Genomic DNA, 24,391 nt, shown 5'->3' on the forward strand with positions numbered 1-24,391 from the left:
GCGACGAGACGAGCCGGGCGGCGTGCAGCAGTGGCGGGCCCGGCCCCCCGCCCGACATCGCCGCCCGGGCCCGCCGCCGCCGGGCTTGCCGCCGCCCGGCGGTTCACAACTCCTCAAGGATGGGCCGGATCCCCGCGGATCCGGCCCATCCTGCGCTCGCACTCCGGATTCTTGAGGAGTTGTGAACCTCAGAGCGTCGAGAGGAGCTCCTTCATCTCGGCGATCTCGGCGCCCTGGGCGTCGACGATGCTCTGCGCGAGAGCCACCGCGTCGGGGTTCTGCCCGTCGGCGAGCTGCGACTCCGCCATGTCGATCGCGCCCTCGTGGTGCACGATCATCTGCTCCAGGAACAGCCGCGACGCCTCGACGCCGGTCGCGTCCTCCAGCGCGGCGAGGTCGTCGGCGGTCATCATGCCGTCACCGTGATCCATCTGCCCGCCGGACTCTGCGGACACACCCCAGTCGTCGAGCCACCCCCGCAGCTGCTCGATCTCGGGGGACTGCGCCGCCTTGATGCGCTCGGCGAGGTCGATGACGCGCGGGTCGACGCCCTCGTCGCCGAGCACGAGGTCGGACATCTCGACCGCCTGCTCGTGATGGACGATCATCATGGTCGCGAACATCGCATCGGCGGCGTTCGCGTCGGATGCCGACGACTCGGATGCCGGAGCATCGGATGCCGAGTGGTCCATGCCGGGCATGGAACCTCCCGATCCCGTGGGTGCGCAGCCGGCGAGCGCGATGCCGCCGGCGAGGAGGAGGGCGGCCGCAGCCGCAGTGCTGATCTTCATGTCTGTTCTCTCTGTCTGTGGGTTCAGTCGATGCGCGCGACCGCGGCGCGGTGCACGTGATGCGGGAGCGCCCGCGGTTCAGGTTCGACTGATGCAGAGGACGATCAGGGATGGCGGTCGAGGGAACGCCGCATCGGCGAAGAGCTCTCGTGGCAGGAGACGGGACAGCGCGGGATGCAGCCGTCGATGCGCGCGCGGCACGAGAAGCAGGAGCAGGCCGGCGAGGAGCGCGAGCACGCACACGGCCCACATCCCGCCGTCCGCATCGCAGTCGGCGCATCCCGACGAGCTGAGGAGAGCGCCCCCGGAGGAAGGTGCGGCGGCGAGCGCATCCGCAGAGACCGAGCCGTACGCGGCGTGCACCCCCACCGCCGCCACGTGCACCGGGGCATCGTGCGCCGCCCCCACCGCCGGGCCGTGCGTCCCCACCGCCGCATGGGCCGTACCGTGCACGTCGAGCGCGTGCATGCCGAGAAGCCCGACGATGACGCCGGTGGCGAGCACGACGGCGAGCAGTGCGCTGCGCACCACTCGCCGTCGTCTCATCCCTCGATGATACCCCTCTGGGGTATGTGGACTACTGCCTCGACCCGATCTCGTCGATCGGCCGGACGCGCATCGTCGTGATGGTCGCGACCCAGAGCGCGACAAGCGCGAGCACCGACATCGATCCGATGATGATCCCGCTCATCCCCAGCGGCAGTGCGGGGATCGGACTCCCGCTCACCCCGATGCTCATGCCCATCAGCGGCGGGATCGCGACGGCGACGCCGAACACCGCGGCGATCACGGCGATCAGCACGGCCTCCGTGCGCATCATCGCCCGCACCTGCCGCCGCGACGAGCCGATCAGCTGCAGCAGCGCCAGCTCCCTCGACCTCTCGGCCGTGGCCATGACCAGGGTGTTGATGACCGCGATCGCGATGTACCCGAGGATCACGATCAGCGCCACGAGGTTCACCCAGCCCTGCTGCGACTGCGCATCGGCCCCAGCCGCCTTCTGCCCGCCGACCCCCTGGACCAGGAGTCCCGCGCTCTCGAGCGACGCCCGGACATCGGATGCCGCGCCGTCGGCCACCGCGACGAGCGCGAAGTCCGTGAGAGCGTCCGTCGTGTGCAGGCGCACGGCATCCGCCTCCATCGTGAGGTCGCCGAACCCGAGCCCCCGCTCGTAGGTCGCGACGACCACCGCCTCCAGCGGCGTTCCGTCGCCGAACCGCCCCTTGACGGTGTCGCCGAGGTCGACCCCCAGCGTCTGCACCATGTCGGTGCTCACAGCGACGGCGTGCTCTCCGTCCAGCGCCTCCAGGCCCCCCGACTGCACGCGCAGATCGAGGGTGTCGGACACCGCGTCGGGGGCGATCCCCTGCAGCGTGTGCTCGCCGATCATCGGAGAGCCGTCGAGATCGCGGTAGTCGAGCGCCGCCATGCTCACCGTCACCGGGTTCACCTGGGTCACCCCCGGCACGTCGGAGACGACGCCGAGCGCACCCGTCGAGATCCCGGCCTGCGCGCTCACGCGCAGATCCGCGGTGACGCCGGCCTCCGCCTGCGCCGCGGCCTCCGCCGCGACGATCGCCGGAGCGCCGACCTGCACGAGGCCGAGGCCGATCCCCAGCGCCAGGGGGAGGATGGCGCTCGCCATCCGCCGGCTGTTCGCGATGCTGTTCTCGGCCGCGAGGAACCCCGCGGCGGTCGTGCGCCGCAGCACCGCACCGAGCAGGCGCATCACGAGACCGACGAGCCACGGGCCGAGCACGGCGAGCGCGACGATGAGCACCATCGCCGCTCCCGCTGCGGCACCCCTGGCGTACTCGCCGCGTGCCACGAGCGGCACGGTCGACAGCGAGACCCCCGCCGCCGCGAGCACGATGCCCACGATGATGCGCGGCAGGCCGATGCTCCGGGCCCCGGTGGCCGACTCACGCAGAGCCTCGACCGGGTCGAGCCGGGCCGGTCTCCGCGCGGCGATGGCCGCTGCACCCCAGGCGGAGCCGAGCACGAGCAGGAGCGCGCCGGCGGCGGGGATGGGACTGATCGCCAGCGCGAAGTCGCCGGGGATCACCCCGCCCTGCACGAACGCCGTCTGCAGCGCCGTCGAGAGCAGGTAGCCGGGCAGGATGCCGAGCACCGCCGCGACCCCCGCGACCGAGAGCACCTCTCGTGCGATCAGGGAGTGCACCTGACGCGGGCTCGCTCCGACAGCGCGGAGCAGGGCGAAGTCGCGACGCCGCGCCTGCACCGACAGGGACAGCGTCCCGGCGACGATGAACAGCGCGACGAGGATGCAGGTGCCGACGAACGCGCTGCCGATCGCGATGAGCGTCATGCGCGCGGCGCCGGAGTCGAGGAACTCGATGTCGCCGCGTCCTGCTCCGGTCTGCGCGCTGAGTCCGGGGACGGCGGCCCTGATCGCCTCGGCGACCTCGTCGGGCGCCGCCCCCTCCGCCACGAAGACGCCGAGCACCTGCGCGGTGCCGCCGTGGGGATCGAGGTCGGCGATGCGGTCGTCGGAGAGGTACACGTGCTGCGCTCGGGTGGGGGCTCCCGTCTCCGCGAGCACGCCGACGACGCGGTACTCCGCGCGCTCTCCGCCGTGGGCGAGGAGGACGGTCACGCCGACCTCGACGCCGGGACCGGCGACCATGACGACCTCGTCCTCGGCCTCAGGTGCCCGCCCGTCGCGCAGCGCGACGGCGGACAGCGCAGTCGCCGACCACGGGTGCGCCTCGACGACGAGGCCCGCAGCGTCGACGAGCGGCACCGTGACGTCGGCCACCACGCTCGCCACGCCGGGCACCGCGGCGACGGCATCCGCCGCCCCGTCGGGGAGCACCGCTCGCTCCGGAAGGGAGATCGGGAGGTCGCCCGACGGCGGCACCGGAACGCCGTCCGGCACCCCGGGCGGCGGCTCGGCGGGGGCGGTCGACTCCGCCTGCTGGGAGGCGCCGACGACCACGTCGACCTGCGTGTAGCGCTCGGGGGCGAGTCCACCGCGGATGCCGGACTCGACGAGCACGCCGAGGCCCGTGACGAGCATCGTCGCGACGAAGATGGCCACCGCCACTCCGACGAAGCCGCCGCGATGGAAGCGGACGTCTGCGCGTACGAGCCGCCCCATGCGCAGGGGCGCGGCACCCATCACCACTCCCCGAGCGAGCTCATGCGCTCGGTGATCCGGGCGGGCGTGGCCCCGTCGAGGTGGCCGGCGAAGGCTCCATCGGCGAGGAAGATCACGCGGTCGGCGTGCGAGGCGACGACGGGGTCATGGGTGACCATCACCACGGTCTGCCCGAGGGACTTCGTCATGTGCGCGAGGAGGTCGAGCACCTGCGCACCCGCGCGCGAGTCGAGCGCTCCGGTCGGCTCGTCGCCGAAGAGCACGTGTGGACGCGTGATGAGCGCCCTGGCGATCGCCACACGCTGCTGCTGACCGCCGGAGAGCTCAGAGGGCCTCCGCCGCCGCTGCTCGACGAGTCCGACCGACTCCACCAGGAAGTCGAGCCACGCCCGATCGAGCGGGCGGCCGGCGAGGCGCAGCGGAAGCGTGATGTTGTCGTCGACGTCGAGCGCGGGAAGCAGGTTGTACGCCTGGAAGACGAAGCCGATGTGGTCACGGCGGAACGCCGTCAGCGCGGCCGCACGCATCCCGGAGATCTCGGTGCCGCCGAGCCGCACCGATCCGCTGGTCGGACGGTCGAGACCGGCCGCGCTGTGCAGCAGCGTGCTCTTTCCGGAGCCCGACGGCCCCATGATCGCGGTGAAGGTCCCCTGCCCGAGGACGAGGTCGATCCCCCGCAGCGCGGTGACCTTGCCTGGTCCTGATCCGTAGGACTTGACGACACCGTCGAGGCGCAGCGCCTCGGTCACGGCTGCGGGGGCGGAGGCGGATGCCTGAAGTGGAGAAGTCATGCTTCGACGTTAGGAAGACCGCGCGCGGCATCCCATCCTGCGGGGCACCGGATGGATGGTGGAGCCAGCTGTACCGCGCCGGCTCGGGTTGTCCGTCAGACTGGCACGGTGAAAGACGGACGGATGCGGCGCTGGCTGCGCGACTGGGCGTTCGTCGCGGTCGACACCGCGGCATCCCTCGGCTCCCTCCTGCTCTTCTGCATCGGACTCGTGCTGCTCCCCCTGATGCTCATCACGGGCGGAGTCCTGCTGCTGCCGCAGTTCGTGCGGATCCTGCACAGGTGGAGCGATGTGAACCGCCGCCGCGTGGGGCGCTACCGGGGTGAGGACATCCCGTCGCCGGGCGGGACCCTGCACCGCGGCGCGACCATCGACGAGCGCCTGCGCTTCTCGTTCTCCCCCGCCGCGGGCCGCGAAGCCCTCTGGCTCACGGTGCACGCGCTGCCGATGATGTTCGTGTCGATCGTGACGATCGCGCTCCCCATCGGCGTGGTCCAGTCGCTCGCCATCCCGTTCTACTGGCAGCTCGCTCCGGCCGACGAGCCGATCGTGTTCGCCTTCCCCGTCACGTCCTGGCAGTCCGCGGCTCTCATGCCGCTGGTCGGCGTCATCTACGGCCTCATCTCGTGGGCGCTGATCCCCGCCATCGCCCGTCTCTTCTCCCTGATCTCGGCGCGGATGCTCACAGCCCCCCGCCGGTCTCTGCTCGCCGAGCGGGTCGACGCGCTGACCCTGAGCCGCGCCGCCGCACTCGACGCGCACGGCGCCGAGCTGCGGAGGATCGAGCGCGACCTGCACGACGGCGCGCAGAACCGGCTGGTGAACGTCGTCATGATGCTCGGCATCGCGGAGCGCGCCCTCGAGACCGGCGCGACGGATGCCGTCGAGCAGGTGCGCCGCGCGCAGGATGCCGCGACCGACGCCCTCGCGGGACTCCGCCGCACGGTGCATGACATCTATCCGCCGATCCTCGACGAGCTCGGACTCGAAGGGGCGCTCGCGTCCCTCGCCGGACGCAGCGCCGTGCCGTGCACGCTGGAGTCGTCAGACGTGGGCCGGGTGCCGGCGGCCGTGGAGTCGGCGAGCTACTTCGTCGTCGCCGAGGCCCTCACCAACGTGAACAAGTACAGCGACGCGGCGAGCGCGTCCGTGCGGGTGCGACGCGACGGCGACCTGTTGGAGATCACCGTCACGGATGACGGCGGCGGTGGGGCGATCGAACGCCCCGGCGGAGGTCTCGCCGGCATCCGACGACGCATCGAGGCCTTCGAGGGCACGATGGACCTGACGAGCCCCGCGGGCGGGCCGACGACGCTGAGAGCGGAGATGCTGTGCGGATCGTGATCGCGGAGGACGACACCCTGCTCCGGGAGGGGCTGGCGCTGCTGCTGCGCAGCGAGGGTTTCGACGTGGTCGCGGCCGTCGACAACGGCGACGACTTCCTGGCGCTGCTCGAGGATGCCGACGCCGCCGTCCTCGACGTGCGGATGCCGCCGACCTTCACCAGCGAGGGCCTGAAGGCGGCGGCGGAGGCACGCCGCCGTCGCCCCGGATTCCCCGTGCTCGTCCTCTCCGCCTACGTGGAGGACCGCTACGCCGGAGAGCTGCTCGCGGCGGGGGCCGACGGGCTGGGCTACCTGCTCAAGGAGCGGGTGGGCAAGGTCGCCTCGTTCGTCGACGCCCTGCGCCGCGTGGCGGCGGGCGGGACGGTCATGGACCCCGAGGTCATCTCCCAGCTCATGAGCCGACGCCGTGCCGATGATCCGGTGCAGACGCTCACTCCGCGCGAGCGGGAGGTGCTCGGGCTCATGGCCGAGGGTCTCGACAACCTCACGATCGCGAGCCGGCTGTTCGTCACCGAGACCGCGGTGAGCAAGCACATCGGCAACATCTTCGCGAAGCTCGGTCTCGCCGCCAGCGACAGCGGACACCGTCGCGTGCTCGCCGTCCTGGCGTACCTGCGCAGCTGACGGCATCCGCCCTCCCCTCCGCGCCGCCTGCGGAGGTCTCTTCTGCGACCCTTCGAGCCCGTCGAGAAAAGTTTGGTATTCGGTGTTGCTAAGTACCGGTACTCAGTGTTACTTTGTACTGGTACCCAGCAACACTGAGTACCGAAGACCGAGACAGAAGAGAGAAAGGAGGACCTGATGGGCAAGCAGATGACCGAGATGCTCAAGGGCACTCTGGAGGGCATCGTTCTGGCCCTCCTCGCCGAGCAGCCGGCATACGGGTACGAGATCACCACGCGAATCCGCGACCACGGGTTCACCGACATCGCCGAGGGCACGATCTACGCACTCCTCGTGCGCATCGAGCAGAAGAACCTCGTCGACGTCGAGAAGGTTCCGAGCGAGAAGGGCCCGCCCCGCAAGGTGTACACCCTGAACGCGCAGGGCCGGCAGGAGCTCGAGGAGTTCTGGAAGACCTGGGACTTCCTCAAGTCGCACATCGAACAGCTGAACAGCACGAACACAGACGACAAGGAGAACTGACATGGCCGCGAAGTGGATCGAGATGATCACCGGATCGCTCGAAGAGAAGAAGCAGTACAAGCAGGCGCAGGCCCGCATCAACGCCCTCCCCGAGCCGTATCGCGAGATGGCCAAGGCCCAGCAGCGCTACAACATGTACTACGGGGGCATCACCGACGGCGACACCATCGTGAAGATGTTCCTCGACATCGCCGACATGTGGGAGCGGGCCGCGCTCGACGGCACTCCCGTCAGCGCGATCGTCGGCGACGACCCGGTCGAGTTCGCCGAGAACTACGCCGCGGCGTACGGCGGACGGCAGTGGATCGACAAGGAGCGCGGGCGCCTCATCAAGGCGTTCGACGACGCGAAGAAGAAGGAGAACCGATCATGACCACCCCCGCCATCTCGGTGCGCGGCATCGAGAAGTCCTACAAGGACCTGCACGTGCTCCGCGGCGTCGACTTCGAGGTCGCCTCCGGGTCGATCTTCGCGCTGCTCGGCTCCAACGGCGCCGGCAAGACCACCATGGTCCGCATCCTCTCCACCCTGCTGAAGTCGGATGCCGGCACCGCCACGGTGCAGGGCGTCGACGTCGCCGCAGATCCTCTCAAGGTGCGCGAGTCGATCAGCCTCACCGGCCAGTTCGCCGCGGTCGACGAGATCCTCACCGGACACGAGAACCTCGTGCTCGTCGCGAAGCTGCGGCACCTGAAGAACCCGGGCGCCGTCGCCGACGACCTGCTCGCGAAGTTCCGACTGACGGATGCCGGATCCCGCAAGGTCGGCACCTACTCCGGCGGCATGCGCCGCCGGCTGGACATCGCGATGAGCCTGGTCGGACACCCCGAGGTCATCTACCTCGACGAGCCCACCACCGGCCTCGACCCCGAGGCGCGCATCGAGGTGTGGGACGTCGTCCGTTCCCTCGCCGACAGCGGCACCACGGTGCTGCTCACCACGCAGTACCTCGACGAGGCCGAGCAGCTCGCCGACCGCATCGCGATCCTCCACGAGGGTCGCATCATCGCCAACGGCACCCTCGCCGACCTCAAGAAGCTGCTCCCCGCAGCCTCGGTCGAGTACGTCGAGAAGCAGCCGACCCTCGAGGAGATCTTCCTCACCCTGGTCGGCACCACCGGAAAGGAGAACGCAGCATGAGCACGCACTTCGTCGCCGACACCGCGACGCTCACCGGCCGCTCCATGCGGCACATCTTCCGCAGCGCCGACACCATCATCACCACGGCGGTCACCCCGATCGCGCTGATGCTGCTGTTCGTGTACGTCTTCGGCGGAGCCCTCAAGCAGAGCACCGGCACCGAGAACTACGTCAACTACCTGCTCCCCGGCATCCTGCTGATCGCGATCGCGTCGGGCATCGCCTACACGGCGTTCCGGCTGTTCACCGACATGCAGTCGGGCATCTTCGAGCGGTTCCACTCCATGCCGATCGCCCGATCGAGCGTGCTGTGGGCGCATGTGCTCACCTCGCTCGTCGCGAACGGCATCACCCTGGCGATCATCTTCGCGGTCGGCTTCCTCATGGGCTTCCGTACAGGGGCGAGCGTGTTCGCGTGGCTCGGGGTCATCGGCATCCTGCTGCTGTTCACCCTCGCGCTCACCTGGCTCGCGATCATCGCGGGGCTCAGCGCGAAGACGACCGACGGAGCGAGCGCCTTCTCGTACCCGCTCATCTTCCTGCCGTTCATCAGCTCGGCCTTCGTGCCCACCGACACGATGCCGGGGCCGGTGCGCTGGTTCGCCGAGAACCAGCCGGTGACCTCGATCGTCAACACGATCCAGGCGCTGTTCGCCGAGAAGCCCGTCGGGAACGACATCTGGGTGGCACTCGCCTGGTGCGTCGGCATCCTCGTCGTCGGCTACGTGTTCGCGATCATCGCCTACCGCAAGAAGATCAGTTGACCTCGCCCAGCGAGACGGAACGCTCCGCCCGGGGATACTCCCCGGACGGGGCGTTTCGCCGCGCTCGGCGGCGTGCGGTCACGTCCCGCCCGGTCGGGTCGGGTCCCGACACGTCGGGTCACGTCTCCTCGGGTCGGGTCCCGTCGCGTCGTGTCCCGACATGTCGCGTCCCGACGCGTCGGGAGGAGAACTCGCGTTCGGGCTGAGACCTGAGCCGGATTCCTCAGCCCGAAGAAGAGATCTCCTCCCGAACACGCGCTCACCCCGCGGCGGAGAGCGGATGCCGCGGCCTCACACCGTCCGCAGGGCCGTGGTCGGCGACAGCCGTGCCGCGCTCACCGCGGGGTAGAGACCAGCGACGACGCCGACCGCGAGCGCCACGAGCGGCCCGCCGACCAGCACGACGAGCGGTATCGACGCCGCCTGCCCCTGGATCGCGGCGTAGACGAACACCCCGACCCCGCCGAGCAGCATGCCGACCAGTCCGCCGAGCCCGCCCAGCACCAGAGCCTCGCCGACGAACTGCCCCGCGATCTGCCCCGAGCGCGCGCCGAGCGCCCGTCGCAGCCCGATCTCGCCTCGACGCTCCAGCACGGCCACCACCATGGTGTTCGCGATGCCGATCCCCCCGACCAGCAGCGCGATCGCCGCGAGGCCGACCGCGAGGCCCGACAGCGAGTCGTCCGCGGTCTCCCGGGCTCCGGCGAGATCGCCGAGTCCCATGACCTGCACGTAGTCGGATGCCGGGTTGGCTGCGCGCGCGACGGCGTCGCGCACATCCGCTCCCGTCCCGCCGTCCGCCATCCGGACGTAGATCGACGCGATGGTGTTCTTCTCTCCATCCGCCGACACGTGCTCAGCGGCCCAGCGGTCGCCGAGGAACGCCGAGGCGTCGATCGACTCGGCGAGACCCGCAGAGTCCAGGATGCCGATCACCGTGTACCACTGCTCTCCGATCCACACCCGCACACCGGGCTCGGTGATCCCCATGCGCGCCGCGGCCGCGGCCCCGAGCACCGTGACCGGAAGGGAGCGCGTCGACTCGTCGAACCACTCCCCCTCGGCCACCGACCCCTCCACCGACGACAGGAAGTCCGGGCTCGCCGCGTACGCCGTCAGCCCGTTGCCCTGGCTCTTCGCGATCAGGTCGTTGCGGTACACGCCGATCCCGTCGGGCACGCTCTGCAGCACGCCGACCTCCTCGACGCCGTCGACCCGGTCGATCATGCCCGCGGCCGACTGGGGCAGCGGCACCGGCTTGTCGTCGGGACCGTATCCCGGCTGGACGACGAGCATGTCGGCGCCGAGCGCGTCGAGCTTGGCGAGCAGCGCCGCCTGATTCGACGCCGCGATACCCGTGATCGCGGTGAGAGCCGCGATCCCGACCGCCACACCGAGCGCCGAGAGCGCCGTGCGCATCTTGCGGCTGCGTGGACCGATGAGCGCGGTGCGGATGCTGTCGAGCGCGCTGAGCCGCGGCATCCTCTCCCCTGAACGCCGCTTCATCGTGCTGCTCCTTCCAGGACCAGGGCTCCGGTGTCGCTGAGGATGCGCCCGTCGTGGATGCTCACCTGACGCTGCGTGCGGGCGGCGATGTGCGCATCGTGGGTGATGATCACCACTGCGGTTCCGGCCTCGGAGATGGAGGTGAGCAGTTCGAGGATGCGCCCGCCCGTGGTCGAGTCCAGGGCGCCGGTCGGCTCGTCGGCGAACAGCACCGACGGATCGCCGACGACCGCCCTGGCGATCGCGACGCGCTGCTGCTCGCCGCCCGACAGCTGACCGGGCCGGTGCCGCATGCGCGCACCCAGCCCCACCCGTTCGAGTGCGACCGCGGCCCTCGACGCCCGCTCCGCCGCAGGGACCCCGGAGTAGAGCAGCCCCAGTGCGACGTTGTCGAGCGCGCTCAGCGCCGGCAGCAAGAAGAACTGCTGGAAGACGAACCCGATCCGCCGCGCGCGCAGGGCGGCGCGCTCGCGCTCCCCCAGCCTCGCGACGTCCGTGCCGTCGATCAGCACGGTGCCGCTCGTCGGATCGTCGAGCGTGCCCATGATCGCGAGCATCGTGCTCTTGCCCGATCCCGACGCCCCCACCACCGACACGAGCTCACCGCTCCCGATGGCCAGGTCGACCCCGTGCAGCACGCGCAGCGGCGGGCTGCCCGGATACTCCTTGACGACGTCGACCAGCTCGACGACCGTTCCGGGCATCACTGGGCCACCACCACGGCGTCGCCCTCGGCGAGGTCTCCCCCGACGATCTGCACCCGGGCGTCGGCGATCAGCCCGACCTCGACCGCCACCCGCTCGACCTTCCCGTTCTTGCGGAGCACGTCCACCGCATAGCCGCCGTCGGCGGTGGCGACCAGCGCGGTCACCGGGACCACGAGCGCGTCCTTGACCTCGTCGGCCGCGAGCACGACCTTCACGGCGCGAAGGCCGATGCCCTGCGCGGCCGCGGGGTCGGCCAGATCGACCAGCGCGGTGGGCGGCGTCGTCTCGCCCTCCTTCTCCGTCGGCTGCCCGCCGGGGTCGATCGACGTGATCGTCGCCGGAACCTCGGTGCCGTCGGGGAGCACGACCTTCACCGCCGTCCCCGGCAGGATCTCCCTCGCCTGCGCATCCGTGAGCTTCGCCACCACGCGCAGGGTCGTGCCCGTGTAGCTGAGCGGGCTGGAGCCGGCGGGATCGCCCAGGTGTGCCTTCACCGCATCGACCCGCACCGAGGCATCGGCGATCGCGACGACGTCCCCCAGCTTCACGACGCCGTCCTTCGCCATCCCGAGCGACTTCTGCCAGGCCTTGACCGCGGCCTCCGTGACCTGGGTGAACTCGTCGTCGACCGTCAGATTCTTGCCGAAGCCGAGGTCGGCGAGCGCCTGCTCCAGCTGACGCACGTCGGGACCCTTCTCCACACCCATGCCGAGATCCCGCCAGAACGGCCGGTCACCGCGCACCGCGATCACCGGTTTGCCGTCGACCTCGTAGAGCGCCTGACCGACGCTCACCACATCGCCGGCCTTCGGCAGACGGGTGACGGTGCCTCCGCGCCCGGGGAGGTCGATGGATGCGCCGTAGCTGAGGCTGCCGTTCAGACGCAGGTCGGAGGTGAGCGTGGTGAGCTCGGCGATGGCCGTGACCGGCTTCTTGCCCTCGTCAGGACTCTCAGCGGCGGACCGCCAGGGCTGCAGCACGGCGAGCGCCACCCCCGCAGCGGCGACGAGCGCGAGGGGCGTCAGCACCCAGGCCACCCGGCGGCTCATTCGCCGCCCTCCGCGGGAACGACGGTCGTCGCCATGAACCCGCCCTCGAAGAACTCGCTCACCACGGCGAACCAGTCGAAGTCGAGCGCCTCGATGCTCTTCTGGGAGATCGCCGGCGGCATCTCGCCCATCGCGTCCTTGCACGACGTGAGCAGCTCCCTGGCCTCGTCTTCGGTGATGCCGGCCGGCAGCTCCAGCATGCCGTCGGCATCCGGATCGGCGAAGTCCGCGTACCCGTTCTCCCTGGCGCACTCGGCGAACTTCAGGCTCGCCTCGATCATGTCCTTCGCGGAGAACGCCTTGGCGCCCTCGGCCATCGACATGTCCGGTTCGGGCTGCGAGAACTCCGGGACCTTCTTCTCGCAGGTCTCCCACGCCTCCCGCTGGCCGCCGTCCTCCGGGTAGCCGTCTGCGGTGGTCGACGCCAGCCACATGCCGTCCTCGTCGGTCGTGACCATGGTCATGCCGAGGTTCTCGCCCTCTCCCGTGCTGAGCGTCGCCGACCCGCTTTCCATGCTCTCCATCGGGGAGTCGCCGGGAGCATCGGGCATGAGCATGCCCACCTGCCCGCCCTCGAGGATCTTCGCCGTCTGCCCCTCCCCGGTGAGGCATGTCACGAAACGCGCCGCTGCGGCGTCGTTCGCGGCATCCCCCTTGCCCTGTCCCTCCGGAGCCGCGCAGGCGGCGAGCACGATGACCGCCGCGATGGCGGGGATCACCGCCAAGGTGCGGCGCTTCTTCACATCGACCATGACATTCCCTTTCTCCCGGCCGCGGCTCGTCCACGACTCCGCAGTCAGTTCTATGGAGGCGGTGGTTTGCTGTCGGTATGACGGCTCCTAACCGGAAACTAACCGCGGCCCCCGCACCCTCGGATGAGGGAGGTGCCATGCGGCTGCTGCTGGTGGAGGACGAGGTCGATCTGGCCGACACGCTGGCCGACGGCCTGCGCCGAGAGGGGTACCTCGTGGACGTCGCGCGTGACGGCGCGAGCGCGCTGACAGCGGCCGCGGCATCCGACGTCGACGTGATCGTGCTCGATCGCGACCTGCCTGTGCTGCACGGGGATGCCGTCTGCCGCACCCTCGTGGCGCAGGGGTATCCCGCGCGCATCCTCATGCTCACCGCCGCAGGCGCCCTCACCGACCGCGTCGAGGGCCTCGACCTCGGCGCGGACGACTACCTCGCCAAGCCCTTCGCCTACGTGGAGCTGCTCGCGCGCATCCGCTCCCTCGCCCGCCGCACGCAGACGACGCGGCAGAGCGCGGTGCGCGAGTTCGCCGGGATCCGGCTCGACGTGGCCCGGCGCATCGCGGAGCGGGAGGGGATGCCGATCCGGCTCACCCTCAAGGAGTTCGGGGTGCTGGAGACGCTGCTCACCGCCGAGGGCGGATACGTGAGCGCGGAGGAGCTGCTCGACGAGGTGTGGGACGAGCCGCTCGAACGGACCCGCGGCGTCGTCAAGATCGTGGTGCACACGCTGCGCCGCAAGCTCGGAGGGCCGGCCGTCATCCACTCGGCGGCCGGCCACGGATACCGGATGGGGACGTCATGAGACGCATGAGCTTCCGCACCAGGCTGGTGCTGATCATCACCGCGGTGTTCATCGCGGCGGGCGCCGCCCTGCTCGCCGTGCAGTACCTGGTCGTGCAGCAGCTGTTCGCATCTGCCATCTCGCTGACGACGCAGAGCTGCGTGCCCGCGAGCATCCTGACCGACAGCACCGACGTCACCGGGACGACCGCGCCCGAGGGCGCCGTCCCCTTCTCCACCTTCGGGTCGACGGACAGCGCGACCATCACCGGTTGCGCCTATTTCGAGGAGGTCGCGCAGGCGATACCCGCATCGACTCCCGCCCAGACCGTGGCGGTCGACTCGGTCGGCGGCGCGGTGCTGCAGCAGTCGACCTTCCTCGCCGACGAGGTGGGCGGCGGCCTGCTGCTGTGGTCGGCGGTGACCCTCCTGGCGTTCACCGGGGTGGCCGCCGCGATCGCGTTCTGGCTCGCCCGGCGCTCGCTCGACCGCATCGGCGAGGTCACCGCCGCCGCACGCGACATCTCCGAGCGCGACCTCGGACGACGCCTCGACCTCCCCGGCCCCGACGACGAGATCAAGGAGCTCGGCGACACGATCGACGGCATGCTCGACCGCCTGGAGTCGGCGTTCGCCGCGCAGGACCGCTTCGTCGCGAACGCCTCCCACGAACTGCGGACCCCGCTCACGACCACCCGGACCGCACTGGAGATCCCGCTGACCCAGGGCGACGTCCCGGAGGGGCTGGAGCCGAACATGCGCAGGGCCCTTCGTGCCACCGAGCAGAGCGAACGGCTCATCACCGCGCTCCTCACGCTCGCCCGCTCCCGCACCGACCTCGAGCACGTCGAGCACGTCGAGGTCGACAGCGTCGTCTCGGCGGAGATCGAGGAGCTCACGGCGAACGACGTGACGCTGCACGCGGACCTCTCGGCGGCGTCGATCGACGGAGACGGGATGCTGATCGCCAGGGCCGTGCGCAACCTGCTGGAGAACGGCATCCGCCACAACGTGACGGACGGAGAGCTGTGGGTGCGCGTGCGCCGCGGCAAGGATCACGTCGTCGTCGAGGTCGAGAACACCGGCGCCCCCATCGCGCCGGCGACGCTCGCGCTGCTCACCGAGCCCTTCTACCGAGGAGACGCGACGCGCACCTCGACCGGTCCGGACGGCACAGGGCTCGGCCTCGCGATCGTGCAGAGCGTCGTGGAGAAGCACGGCGGAACCCTGCATCTCACCGCGCGCCCCGGCGGCGGCCTGATCGCCGCCCTCTCCCTCCCCGCCTAGCGCCTCAGCGCAGCTGAGGGGTCAAGAAGTGCCGCCTCCCACTCCCCGGAGACGGCACTTCTTGACCCCTCAACGCACGATCGAGCGCGCGAGAGCGCGGACCGAGCGCGAGGGAGTGGGCGTCAGTCGACGACCCAGCCCAGGCGGTCGCCGTTCTGCTCGAGCCAGGCGTCGACGGCATCCGCTTCCTTGCCCTCGCCGTACTGGTTGACGACGAGGTCCTCCAACGAGCCGTACTGCTCGTCGTCCAGACGGATCTTCTCGATGAGCGCTGCGGCCTCGGGGAACTCCTTCGCGAAGCCCTTCGTGCCGAGGAAGTGCAGCCCCTCGGCCTCGCCCATCGCGCCCTTCGGATCCTCGAGATCCTTCACGGGGAACGCGTCGTTGGCCCAGAAGGGGCGCCACAGCGTGACCACGATGTCCTCCTGCTTCTCGGTCGCGGCCTTCAGCTCGGTGAGCATGGCCGCGGTCGAGGAGGTGAGCAGCGAGTACTCGCCGTCCAGCCCGTAGGCCGACAGCATCTTGACCGTCTGCTTCGTGAGGCCCGCACCGGGCTCGATGCCGACGATCTTGCCGCCGAAGTCCGCACCCTTGCCCGCGAGGTCCTCGATCGAGTCGATGTCGGAGTACTCCGGCACGGCGATCGTGAGCTTCGCGTTGTCGTAGTACGCGCCGAGGTCTTCGATCGAGTCGGCGTACTTGGTCATGTACTCGGCGTGCGTCAGCTCGGGCCAGGCCGACGGGTAGAGGTCGACGTCGCCCTGAGCGAGCCCCGCGTAGAGCGGCCCCGCCTCGGTGAGCGTCTTCATCTTCACGTCGTAGCCGAGCTTGCCGAGCTGGTCCTGCAGCAGGTACGCGGTGCTGAGGCCGTCGGTCCAGCTGGGCAGGAACCCGAGCGTGATGGTGCCCTTGTCTCCCGTGCTCTCCCCACCGGTCGACCCGCCGCCGGTGAGGCCGCTGGTGCCTCCGGCGCCGTCGGTCGCGCAGCCGACGAGGGCGAGGGATGCCGCGGCGACGAGGGCCGCGGAGATGAGGATCCTGTTCTTAGGCATTCTGCAGCTCCTTCTCTTCGGCGGGCGTCTCGGGCTCAGCGGCGGTTCCGGCTGCGGATGCCGCGTCTGCGCTCTCGGCGGAGCGGCGGTGGGCCAGCATCCAGAGCAGCGACGAGGGGTTCTGTCCCAGCGAGCCGAGGGAGGCGGTGACGCGGTCGAGGAAGACGGCGATGAGCACGACCCCCAGACCGGCCTCGACGCCCTTGGCGATGTTGACGGTGGAGATCGCCTCGACGACCATCTTCCCGAGGCCGTCGGCCCCGGCCATACCGGCGATCACGGCCATCGAGAGGGCCAGCATGATCACCTGGTTCACTCCGGCGAGGATCGTCGGCATCGCGAGCGGAAGCTGGATGCCGCGCAGGATCTGCGCCGGTGTCGCGCCGAAGGCCTGACCGGCCTCGACGGTCTCGGAGTCGACCCCGCGGATGCCGAGCTCGGTGAGTCGCACGCCAGGGGGCAGGGCGAAGATGACGGTCGCGACGAGACCCGGCACCACGCCGATGCTGAAGAACACGATCGCGGGGATCAGGTACACGAACGCGGGCATGGTCTGCATGAAGTCGAGCACCGGCTTCAGCACCGCGCGCACGGTCGGGTTGCGGGCCGACCAGATGCCGAGCGGGATCGCGATCAGCACCGCGACGATCGCGGCGACGAGCACCAGGGCCAGCGTCTGCATGGCGGGCACCCACAGGCCCATCGCGACGATGAGGCCGAAGGAGATCACGGTCCCGATCGCGAGCTGCCAGGAGCGCACGAGCCACGCGATGAGGGCCGCCACGGCGATCACGACGAAGAAGTACGGCAGCAGCAGGAGGTACGTGAGGCCCTCGACGAGCGACGTCACGACGAACGAGACGACTCCGAGGAGACCGTCGAGGTTGTCCTTGATCCAGTCGACGGCGGATTCGACCCACGTGCCGACGGGGAGATGGAAGTTCATCGGGTGGCCTCCTCGGCGCTGTCATCCGTGCGTTCGAGTCCGCGCTCCACGACGGGGAACGTCGCGGGCTCCGCGGTCCAGCCGTCGTCGAGCACCGCGTCGATCTCGGCCTGCGGCATCGGCATGAGCGGCAGGGTGAGCTCTCCCGTCGCGCCGGGGCCGGGGCCCAGGGCGGCGAGGAGGGTGACGCGGGGGATGACCCCGACCAGGCGGCCGGCGGCATCCGTCACCGCGAGCGGCACGGGGGACTCGACCGAGGGGATGAAGAGGTTCATCAGCACCTCGTCCTCGTTCACGGCGAGCGGCACCGGCTTGAGGATCGAGTCCAGCGTGGTGACGCCCTTGCGCACGAGCTTCACGGCGTCACGGTCGGTCACGATGCCGACGAGCTGGCGGTCGCGGCCGACCACGTACGTCGCCGACATGTAGGCGTCGCGCATCTGGCGGAGCGCCGTGCGGGGGCCGGCGGTGTGCGCCACGACGGGACGAGGGCGCTCCATGACGTTCGCGGCGGTGAGCACACGGGCACGGTCGACGTCCTGCACGAACTGCTCGACGTAGTCGTTCGCAGGGTCGGTGAGGATGTCCTCCGGCGTGCCGATCTGCACGATGCGGCCGTCGCGCATGACCGCGATCCGGTCGCCGAGGAACATCGCCTCGTTGAGGTCGTGCGTGATGAACACGATCGTCTTCTGGAGCTTCTGCTGCAGTTCGAGCAGCTGCTCCTGCATCTCGCGGCGGATCAGCGGATCGAGCGCGCTGAACGCCTCGTCCATCAGCAGGATGTCGGTGTCGGCGGCGAGCGCGCGGGCGATGCCGACGCGCTGCTGCATGCCGCCGGAGAGCTCGGAGGGCAGCTTGTCGCCCTGGCCTTCGAGACCCACGAGGGTCAGGATCTCCTCGGCCTTCGCGAGACGCTCGCCCCGGGGCATCCCCTTGAGCTCCAGCGGATAGGCGACGTTCGCGGCGACCGTGCGGTGCGGGAGCAGGGCGAAGTGCTGGAACACCATCGAGATGCGGTCGCGGCGGATCTCCCGCAGCCGCGAGGCCGGGATGCCGGTGATCGGGTCTCCCGCGACGATGACGCTGCCGTCGGTCGCCTCGTGCAGCCCGTTGAGCATGCGGATGATGGTGGACTTGCCGGAGCCGGACAGCCCCATGATGACGAAGATCTCACCGCGGTTCACGGTGAAACCGGCGTCGATGACGGCGGCGGTTCCGGCGTCGACGACGTCGGTGCGGCTCTCTCCGGACTTCAGTCGACGGACGGCCTGGTTCGGGTTCTTCCCGAAGACCTTGTACAGATGGCGCGCTTCAAGTGCGATTTCGGACACGTTTCCCCCGCGGCGCGCCCTGTGGGGCGAGCCCGCTTCGGTTACGCCCGGGTGACGTTCACGGGGCCGTTTCGAGTGCTTCGCTGTGGCGGCGCTGGCGAGGGATTTCGGATCCCTCGCAGAGAACATCGACCGTACGCCCGCGCCTCTTCGCAGCACAGCACATCGAAAGAAGGACGCGGCCGCGGACTGATCTTGGGCCGTCAGGCCCTCAACCCAACCTAACGAAATGGCCGGTCAGGGGCAAATCCGCAATTCTGATCACTGTTCGGTTTCGTCGGCTGACCGGGGGATTGAACGGGTTCTGCTCGCCCCACCAAACGACGGGCATCACCTCACGAGAGGACCGACGGGCACCTCCCGAATGCTGGAGGGAAAGCCGCCCACCGCGGCGCGATCAGTCGGGCAGCAGCCGCTTCGTGAGCGCCTGGACGTCGCCGTCGAGGCCGTCCAGCCGGTGCTCGACCCGATCGAGCCGCTTCTCGATGCCGACGAACCGACGATCCACCTCGTCGAAGCGTCGATCGACTTCCTCGAACCGTCGATCCACCTGATCGAACCGATGATCCACGCTCTCGAATCGGACGATCATCTCCGTCTGCAGGCCCTCGATCTTCGTGTTCACCGTGGCGAACTGCGCGGAGATCGTGCGCATCATCAACTGCGTGGACAGCGCGATCGTTCCGGTGAGGGCTGCGGCGAGGATGCCGAGCGCGGTCCATATCTGAGGTTCTGTCACGGTGAGCACCTTTCCATCCTCCGGGGTGAGGGCTTCAGATTGCCAGCCACCGAAGTGAGGGAAATCCCCTGTCAGCGGAGAATTCCAGATGCTGTGGAGAACTCGTGGGACGGCTCGATTGTGAAGGAGGAGTGGGGCGTTCTGCAGAGAGCGATCAGCGCCGGACGCTGCGGGCCACCGTGAACTTCGGGGTGCGCAGCACCTGCTCGGTCTCGCCGATCAGCCGCGACAGCTCCGCCCGGTATCCGAGGGAGGAGTTGTACACGGTCCACAGCTCGCCGCCGGGGCGCAGCATCCGCGCCGCGGCCTCGAACATCCGGGTCGCCGCCCCGGTGTGGATGCTGGCGCCGAGGTGGAACGGCGGGTTCAGCAGCACGACGTCCGCGCTCGCATCGGCCAGAGCCGAGCCCGCGTCGTCGTGGGTGATCGTGATGCGGTCGGCGAGCCCGTTCGCCTCGACGGTCGCTCGCGCCGACGCCACGGCGGACGCCGAGCGGTCCGTCGCGATCACCCGCACCCCCGGATGGGCGAGCGCGTAGGAGACCGCGAGCACGCCGGTGCCGCAGCCCAGGTCGATCACGGTCGGCGCCCCGTCCAGAACTCCGGAGATCGGCGCCGAAAGTGACGCGTCACGGCTCTCCGGGGCCCCTGTCGCCGTGCTTCTCCGGAGTTCTGGAGCCGCACCGGCGAGCGCGTCGAGCAGCACACGCGTGCCGATGTCGATCCGGGAGCCGGCGAACGCCCCGCCGTGCGCGACGACCGTGAGGCCGCCGTGCACCGTCGACACCGGTAACGGCGCGGCCGCGGGAGCCGGCAGAGGCGCGGAGGCCACGATCAGCCGGGACTTCCGCTCCGCCCGCTGCGGCTGCACCTCCGCGAAGCTCCGAGCGAGCACGTCGTTCTGCGCGAGGGTCATGTGCTTGACCCGCCCTCCGGCCACCAGAACGGCGTCGGGCGCGGCCCAGCGGGCCACGGCATCCGCGATCTCCTCCAGCTCCGCGAGCGCCTTGGGCAGCTGCAGCAGCACGAGCCGCGCGCCGTCGAGCAGCGAACGGTCGAGCTCGTGCGACGCGAAGCCGCTCAGCCCCAGCTCCTCGGCGTTGCGCAGCAGGGCGCGCCGCCCCGTCGCGAGGTCCTGGTGCACGCGCACACCGGTGCGACCGGCATCCGTCAGCGCCAGCGTGATCGCGCCGTACTCGTCGCCGATGATCGCGATCTCCTCGCCGGGGATGCCAAGCGCGAGCGCCCTCTCCACGAGCAGCAGGTCGGTGGCGTCGTGGGCCTGGAGGTTCTCGGCCTCGACGTCGGGCCACCGCCGCAGGCGGTCGTAGGGGAAGTCGGGCACGTCTCCACGATACGCGGCCGTCGCCTACCCGACCTCGCGGGCGATGCGCGCGGCCGTGCGCTCCAGCAGCGGGATGCGGTGGGCGAGATCGTCGAGGTCCTGCACCATCCGGATCGCGGTGAGCGACAGGGCGCCGACCACGCCCATCGCGGTGCGGATCGGCACGGCGACGCAGTTCACGAAGTCCTCGAACTCGGCGTCGTCGACCGCCCATCCGCGGGCCGAGATGACGTCGAGCTCGGCATCGAGGGCGGAGCGCGAGGTCAGCGTGCGCGCGGTGTGCGCGGTCCAGTCGGTGCCGGCGAGCACGGCATCCCTCCTGTGCTCGTCGAGATCCGCGAGGATCGCCTTGCCCACCCCTGTACAGTGCGGGAGCACGCGCGAGCCGATGCGGGAGTACATCCGCACGCCGCCCTGATCCTCGACCTTGTCGACGTAGACGATGGTGTCGTCGATGAGCGCGGCCACGTGCAGCGTGTTGCCGACGACCTCGTGCAGCTCGCGCAGGTGCACGGACGCCGCCCTGCGCAGGTCGAGGTTCTCGAGCGCGATCTGGGCGAGCGAGACGAGGTGGAACGCCAGCACGTACGCCCCGTCGGCCCGTCGGCGCACGTACCCCACGTCCTCCAGGGTCTGCAGCTCGCGGAACATGGTCGAGCGGTGCAGGTCGAACTCGGTCGCGAGCTCCGCCACGCTCTTCGGCCTCGCCGCGATCGAGTCGATGATGAGGGCGGCCCTGCGCACGCTCTGAGACACGGCGGGGCCTAGAAGAAGGTCCGCACGAGCTCGACCACGCGGTCGTCCTCAGCGGACGCGACGACGGGCAGATAGTGCCACTTGTCGAAGGCGGTGCAGGGGTGGGAGAGGCCGAGACGGACGACGTCGCCGATGCCGACCCCGGCATCCGTCAGCCGCAGGAAGGTGTGCTGGTCGTTCATCGACGACACCGTCGCGCCGGCGAGCGGGGCGAGGGCCGCTCCGGGGTCGGCGGCGACACCCTGCGGCGTCGGCAGCCCCTCGTCGAACGGCAGGTCGCGCTTGCCCCCGTCGAGCAGCGCGAGCCCCGGCTCGGGGTGCGAGACGACGCGGGTCCAGCCGTGCATGGCCGAGCGCAGGATGCCGTGGTCGCCGTCGTATGTCTCGTCGAGCGGGGAGATGCCCCGGTAGAAGCCGTCGTCGTGCACGATGTAGGCGCCGGAGCGGAGGGTCCAGCGGGTGCGCTCCCCACGGGCGATGGCGGGCGCGTAGACCTCGGCCACGAGGTCGAAGTACGCGCTGCCTCCGGCCGTCACGAACACGTCGCCCTCGTCGTCGTAGAGCTCGGCGAGGGAGTCGTGCAGTGCGATCTGGTCGCCGAGGTAGCGGCGCACGGCGGCGAGCGCCTCCGGCGAGCGGTCGTGCCCGAGACTGCCCTCGTAACCGGCGACCCCGGCCAGCCGCAGGACGTCGGATGCCGCGATCAGCCGTGCGATCTCGCCGGCCTCGTCGAGGGTGCGGGCGCCGGTGCGACCTCCGGGCGCTCCGAGCTCGACGCACACGTCCACGCGGCGGGGCACGCCGATCTCGCGCAGGGCGCTCTGCATCCGCTCCACCGTGTCGACGGAGTCCGCCCAGCTGAGGAAGCGGAACTCCGGGTCCGCCAGCTCCTCGGCGAGCCAGCGCAGCGAACGGGGGTCGACCACGGCGTTCGCGAGCATGATCTCCTCGAGGCCGAAGGTGCGCGCCGCGCGCACCTGATCCATGTTCGCAAGGGTGATGCCGGGGCATCCGGCGTCGAGCTGGCGCTGCCAGAGCGCGGGGGCCATCGTCGTCTTGCCGTGGGGCATGAGCTCGAGCCCCCGCTCGCGCGTCCACGCGGCCATGACGTCGACGTTGCTGCGCATGGCGCTGTCGTCGAGCGCGATGAGAGGGGTCCAGAACTCGGAGAGGCGGGGCGCGGTGGCGAGGAACGCCTCGACGGTCATCCCGAACGCGCGCTCCGGGATGCCCTTGTCTCTGGCCGAGAGGCGTTCGGCGCCGAGTCCGTCGAGCAGCAGTCGCTGTGCCATGGGTTCCTCCTCAAACGGGTTCTGCGTCGAACCTACCCCCGGATGCGCCGGTGTGCACATGCTGCAACGCTCGTTGCGGGGACTGCACACGCTCGACATCATGGCACTCATGACCCCTGCCGCCACGCCGGCCCTGATCGCGATCGGGGAGACCATGCTCCTCGTCACCCCTCGCGACGCGACCCCCCTCGCCGACGCCGACGACGTGCGCCTGAGCATCGGGGGCGCCGAGTCGAACGTCGCCGCCCACGTCGCGATCCTCGGCGAGAGCTCCGCCTGGGTGAGCCGCCTCGGCGACGAGGTGCTCGGACACCGTGTGCACCGCGCCGTCGCCTCGCGGGGCGTCGACACCCGCTGGGTCGGGTTCGACGCGGATGCCCCCACCGGGGTGTACTTCAAGGATCCGGGCAACGGCGTGCGCTACTACCGTGCAGGTTCCGCCGCCTCGCGCATGACGCCGGACTCCGTCGCCGACGTGCCCCTCGAAGACGCGCGGATCGTGCACGTCTCCGGCATCACCCCCGCGCTCTCCGCGAGCTGCGCGGCGATGATCGAGGCCGTGATCACACGCGTCTCCGCGAGCCCCGCCCTGCTGAGCTTCGACGTGAACCATCGCGCCGCGCTGTGGTCGGCATCCGATGCCGCACCCGCGCTGCTCGCCCTCGCGAACCGCGCCGACATCGTGTTCGTCGGCCTGGACGAGGCCGAGACCCTGTGGGGATGCCGCACCGCCGCCGACGTGCACGACCTCCTGCCCTCCCCCGCGCATCTCGTCGTGAAGGACGGCGACGTGGGTGCGACGGAGTTCTCCGCCGACGGCGTCGTGTTCGCACCGGCCATCCCGACCGATGTCGTGGAGGCCGTCGGCGCGGGAGACGCCTTCGCCGCGGGGTACCTGGCCGGGATGCTGCAGGGTCGGTCTCCGCAGGAGAGCCTGCGGGCAGGGCACGAGCGCGCGCACCTGGTGCTGCAGTCGACCGAGGACGTGGTCGGCGCCGCGCAGACGGATGCCGTGGGCTGACCGCCCGCGGTCGATGACGAGAACGGCCGCCCCCGCGGCCCGTGAGAGAAGAGACCGGCTGCCGCGGCGGCCGCGACGAGAAAGGGAAGACGATGGACAACTCCGGTTTCGAGGAGCTCTTCGGCGGCGCACGGCTGATGGCGATCCTGCGCGGCATGGGCGTCGAGCGCAGCCTGGCGGTGTCGACGACCGCGTGGGACCTCGGCATCGACATGGTCGAGCTGCCCATCCAGACGCCCGAGGACCTCGAGGCGCTGCGCGCGGTCGCGGCGGCGGCTCGCGAACGGGGCAAGATCGTCGGCGCCGGCACCGTGGTGTCGCTCGAGCACGTCGCCCAGGCCACCGCGGCGGGTGCGTCCTTCACCGTGAGCCCCGGACTCGACCTCGAGGTCGTCCGGGCATCGCACGAGGCGGGGATGCCGAGCATGCCCGGCGTCGCCACGGCGAGCGAGGTGCAGCTCGCCCTCAAGGCCGGGCTGACCTGGGTGAAGGCGTTCCCGGCATCCGTGCTCGGGACCCCGTGGCTCACCGCCATGCACGGCCCCTTCCCGCAGGCGAGGTTCGTGACCACGGGCGGCATGAACGCCGCCAACGCCGGCGACTACCTGAAGGCGGGCGCGAGCGTGGTGGCCGTCGGCACCGCGCTGGAGGACCCGGCGCAGCTCCCCCTCCTCGCCGCCCTGCTCGACGGCTCCCGCTCTCCGTCATGACCGATCGCGCCGCCT

Annotated in this window: 25 protein-coding genes; 10 read left to right on the forward strand and 15 right to left on the reverse strand. The window is 70.5% G+C overall.

The window, feature by feature from the left end; all coding sequences use genetic code 11:
* Positions 1-188: 188 nt before the first annotated feature.
* The 4 genes from CQ047_RS12445 to CQ047_RS12460 all read right to left on the reverse strand — a co-directional run bounded on the left by CQ047_RS12445 (position 189) and on the right by CQ047_RS12460 (position 4,703).
* Positions 189-791 carry a DUF305 domain-containing protein gene (locus CQ047_RS12445; protein ID WP_105675709.1) on the reverse strand — a complete coding sequence of 201 codons (603 nt, stop codon included), beginning with the start codon at positions 789-791 and terminating at the stop codon, positions 189-191.
* Between the two features lie 78 nt (positions 792-869).
* A complete protein-coding gene (locus tag CQ047_RS12450) occupies positions 870-1,337 on the reverse strand; it encodes a hypothetical protein (protein WP_146114343.1) in 468 nt (155 codons plus the stop codon).
* Between the two features lie 31 nt (positions 1,338-1,368).
* Positions 1,369-3,933: an FtsX-like permease family protein gene (locus tag CQ047_RS12455; protein WP_105675713.1), complete on the reverse strand. Its 2,565-nt coding sequence runs from the start codon at positions 3,931-3,933 to the stop codon at positions 1,369-1,371.
* Entirely contained in the window at positions 3,933-4,703 is a 771-nt protein-coding gene (locus CQ047_RS12460; RefSeq protein WP_105675715.1) for an ABC transporter ATP-binding protein, read from the reverse strand. The genes CQ047_RS12455 and CQ047_RS12460 overlap by 1 nt, the downstream gene beginning before the upstream one ends.
* Positions 4,704-4,811: 108 nt before the next feature.
* On the opposite strand from CQ047_RS12460, the gene CQ047_RS12465 reads away from it, so the two are divergent.
* From CQ047_RS12465 to CQ047_RS12490, 6 genes are all read left to right on the forward strand, one after another.
* On the forward strand, positions 4,812-6,047 hold the full coding sequence (locus CQ047_RS12465) for a sensor domain-containing protein (RefSeq protein ID WP_223587366.1): 1,236 nt from the start codon (positions 4,812-4,814) through the stop codon (positions 6,045-6,047).
* A complete protein-coding gene (locus CQ047_RS12470) occupies positions 6,035-6,673 on the forward strand; it encodes a response regulator transcription factor (RefSeq protein WP_105675719.1) in 639 nt (212 codons plus the stop codon). Before CQ047_RS12465 ends, CQ047_RS12470 begins: the two co-directional genes overlap by 13 nt.
* A 177-nt stretch (positions 6,674-6,850) precedes the next feature.
* On the forward strand, positions 6,851-7,195 hold the full coding sequence (locus CQ047_RS12475) for a PadR family transcriptional regulator (RefSeq protein ID WP_105675721.1): 345 nt from the start codon (positions 6,851-6,853) through the stop codon (positions 7,193-7,195).
* A 1-nt stretch (position 7,196) separates the two neighbouring features.
* A complete protein-coding gene (locus CQ047_RS12480; protein ID WP_105675723.1) occupies positions 7,197-7,568 on the forward strand; it encodes a DUF1048 domain-containing protein in 372 nt (123 codons plus the stop codon).
* Entirely contained in the window at positions 7,565-8,335 is a 771-nt protein-coding gene (locus CQ047_RS12485) for an ABC transporter ATP-binding protein (RefSeq protein ID WP_105675725.1), read from the forward strand. Before CQ047_RS12480 ends, CQ047_RS12485 begins: the two co-directional genes overlap by 4 nt.
* Entirely contained in the window at positions 8,332-9,099 is a 768-nt protein-coding gene (locus tag CQ047_RS12490; protein ID WP_105675727.1) for an ABC transporter permease, read from the forward strand. Before CQ047_RS12485 ends, CQ047_RS12490 begins: the two co-directional genes overlap by 4 nt.
* Positions 9,100-9,390: 291 nt before the next feature.
* Here CQ047_RS12490 and CQ047_RS12495 read toward each other — a convergent pair whose 3' ends face one another.
* The 4 genes from CQ047_RS12495 to CQ047_RS18895 are packed head-to-tail and all read right to left on the reverse strand — an operon-like array spanning position 9,391 to position 13,113.
* Positions 9,391-10,605, reverse strand: a complete 1,215-nt coding sequence (locus tag CQ047_RS12495) for an ABC transporter permease (protein WP_105675729.1) — start codon at positions 10,603-10,605, stop codon at positions 9,391-9,393.
* The gene (locus CQ047_RS12500) at positions 10,602-11,309 is read right to left on the reverse strand and encodes an ABC transporter ATP-binding protein (RefSeq protein WP_105675731.1); all 708 of its coding nucleotides are present in this window, start codon (positions 11,307-11,309) and stop codon (positions 10,602-10,604) included. Before CQ047_RS12500 ends, CQ047_RS12495 begins: the two co-directional genes overlap by 4 nt.
* Positions 11,309-12,361 (reverse strand): efflux RND transporter periplasmic adaptor subunit, encoded by a 1,053-nt coding sequence (locus CQ047_RS18890; protein WP_181155928.1) that lies wholly within the window; start codon positions 12,359-12,361, stop codon positions 11,309-11,311. Before CQ047_RS18890 ends, CQ047_RS12500 begins: the two co-directional genes overlap by 1 nt.
* The gene (locus tag CQ047_RS18895) at positions 12,358-13,113 is read right to left on the reverse strand and encodes a hypothetical protein (RefSeq protein ID WP_181155929.1); all 756 of its coding nucleotides are present in this window, start codon (positions 13,111-13,113) and stop codon (positions 12,358-12,360) included. Before CQ047_RS18895 ends, CQ047_RS18890 begins: the two co-directional genes overlap by 4 nt.
* Positions 13,114-13,250: 137 nt before the next feature.
* On the opposite strand from CQ047_RS18895, the gene CQ047_RS12510 reads away from it, so the two are divergent.
* Both CQ047_RS12510 and CQ047_RS12515 read left to right on the forward strand, forming a co-directional pair.
* Entirely contained in the window at positions 13,251-13,916 is a 666-nt protein-coding gene (locus CQ047_RS12510) for a response regulator transcription factor (RefSeq protein ID WP_105675733.1), read from the forward strand.
* 5 nt (positions 13,917-13,921) lie between these two features.
* Positions 13,922-15,181, forward strand: coding sequence for a cell wall metabolism sensor histidine kinase WalK (locus tag CQ047_RS12515; protein ID WP_105675735.1), 1,260 nt, complete (start codon positions 13,922-13,924; stop codon positions 15,179-15,181).
* Positions 15,182-15,303: 122 nt separating this feature from the next.
* Here the strand turns inward: CQ047_RS12515 and CQ047_RS12520 are convergent, their stop codons facing one another.
* The 7 genes from CQ047_RS12520 to CQ047_RS12550 form a co-directional block, all read right to left on the reverse strand.
* A complete protein-coding gene (locus CQ047_RS12520; protein ID WP_105675737.1) occupies positions 15,304-16,233 on the reverse strand; it encodes a glycine betaine ABC transporter substrate-binding protein in 930 nt (309 codons plus the stop codon).
* The gene (locus tag CQ047_RS12525; protein ID WP_105675739.1) at positions 16,226-17,179 is read right to left on the reverse strand and encodes a proline/glycine betaine ABC transporter permease; all 954 of its coding nucleotides are present in this window, start codon (positions 17,177-17,179) and stop codon (positions 16,226-16,228) included. Before CQ047_RS12525 ends, CQ047_RS12520 begins: the two co-directional genes overlap by 8 nt.
* Positions 17,176-18,513: a glycine betaine/L-proline ABC transporter ATP-binding protein gene (locus CQ047_RS12530; RefSeq protein WP_105675741.1), complete on the reverse strand. Its 1,338-nt coding sequence runs from the start codon at positions 18,511-18,513 to the stop codon at positions 17,176-17,178. The genes CQ047_RS12525 and CQ047_RS12530 overlap by 4 nt, the downstream gene beginning before the upstream one ends.
* Positions 18,514-18,910: 397 nt before the next feature.
* Complete coding sequence (locus CQ047_RS12535; RefSeq protein ID WP_219844621.1) at positions 18,911-19,252, reverse strand: hypothetical protein; 342 nt, start codon at positions 19,250-19,252, stop codon at positions 18,911-18,913.
* Between the two features lie 154 nt (positions 19,253-19,406).
* The gene (locus CQ047_RS12540) at positions 19,407-20,597 is read right to left on the reverse strand and encodes a class I SAM-dependent methyltransferase (protein WP_105675743.1); all 1,191 of its coding nucleotides are present in this window, start codon (positions 20,595-20,597) and stop codon (positions 19,407-19,409) included.
* Positions 20,598-20,621: 24 nt separating this feature from the next.
* Entirely contained in the window at positions 20,622-21,353 is a 732-nt protein-coding gene (locus tag CQ047_RS12545) for an IclR family transcriptional regulator (protein ID WP_105675745.1), read from the reverse strand.
* An 8-nt stretch (positions 21,354-21,361) separates the two neighbouring features.
* Entirely contained in the window at positions 21,362-22,645 is a 1,284-nt protein-coding gene (locus CQ047_RS12550; protein WP_105675747.1) for an alanine racemase, read from the reverse strand.
* A gap of 100 nt (positions 22,646-22,745) precedes the next feature.
* Here CQ047_RS12550 and CQ047_RS12555 point away from each other — a divergent pair, with 100 nt between their 5' ends.
* Both CQ047_RS12555 and CQ047_RS12560 read left to right on the forward strand, forming a co-directional pair.
* Positions 22,746-23,666, forward strand: a complete 921-nt coding sequence (locus tag CQ047_RS12555) for a sugar kinase (protein ID WP_258132629.1) — start codon at positions 22,746-22,748, stop codon at positions 23,664-23,666.
* A gap of 92 nt (positions 23,667-23,758) precedes the next feature.
* Positions 23,759-24,376: a bifunctional 4-hydroxy-2-oxoglutarate aldolase/2-dehydro-3-deoxy-phosphogluconate aldolase gene (locus CQ047_RS12560; protein WP_105675749.1), complete on the forward strand. Its 618-nt coding sequence runs from the start codon at positions 23,759-23,761 to the stop codon at positions 24,374-24,376.
* Positions 24,377-24,391: the final 15 nt, after the last annotated feature.

The organism is Microbacterium sp. MYb72, assembly GCF_002979415.1.
Taxonomy (GTDB): Bacteria; Actinomycetota; Actinomycetes; order Actinomycetales; family Microbacteriaceae; genus Microbacterium; species Microbacterium natoriense.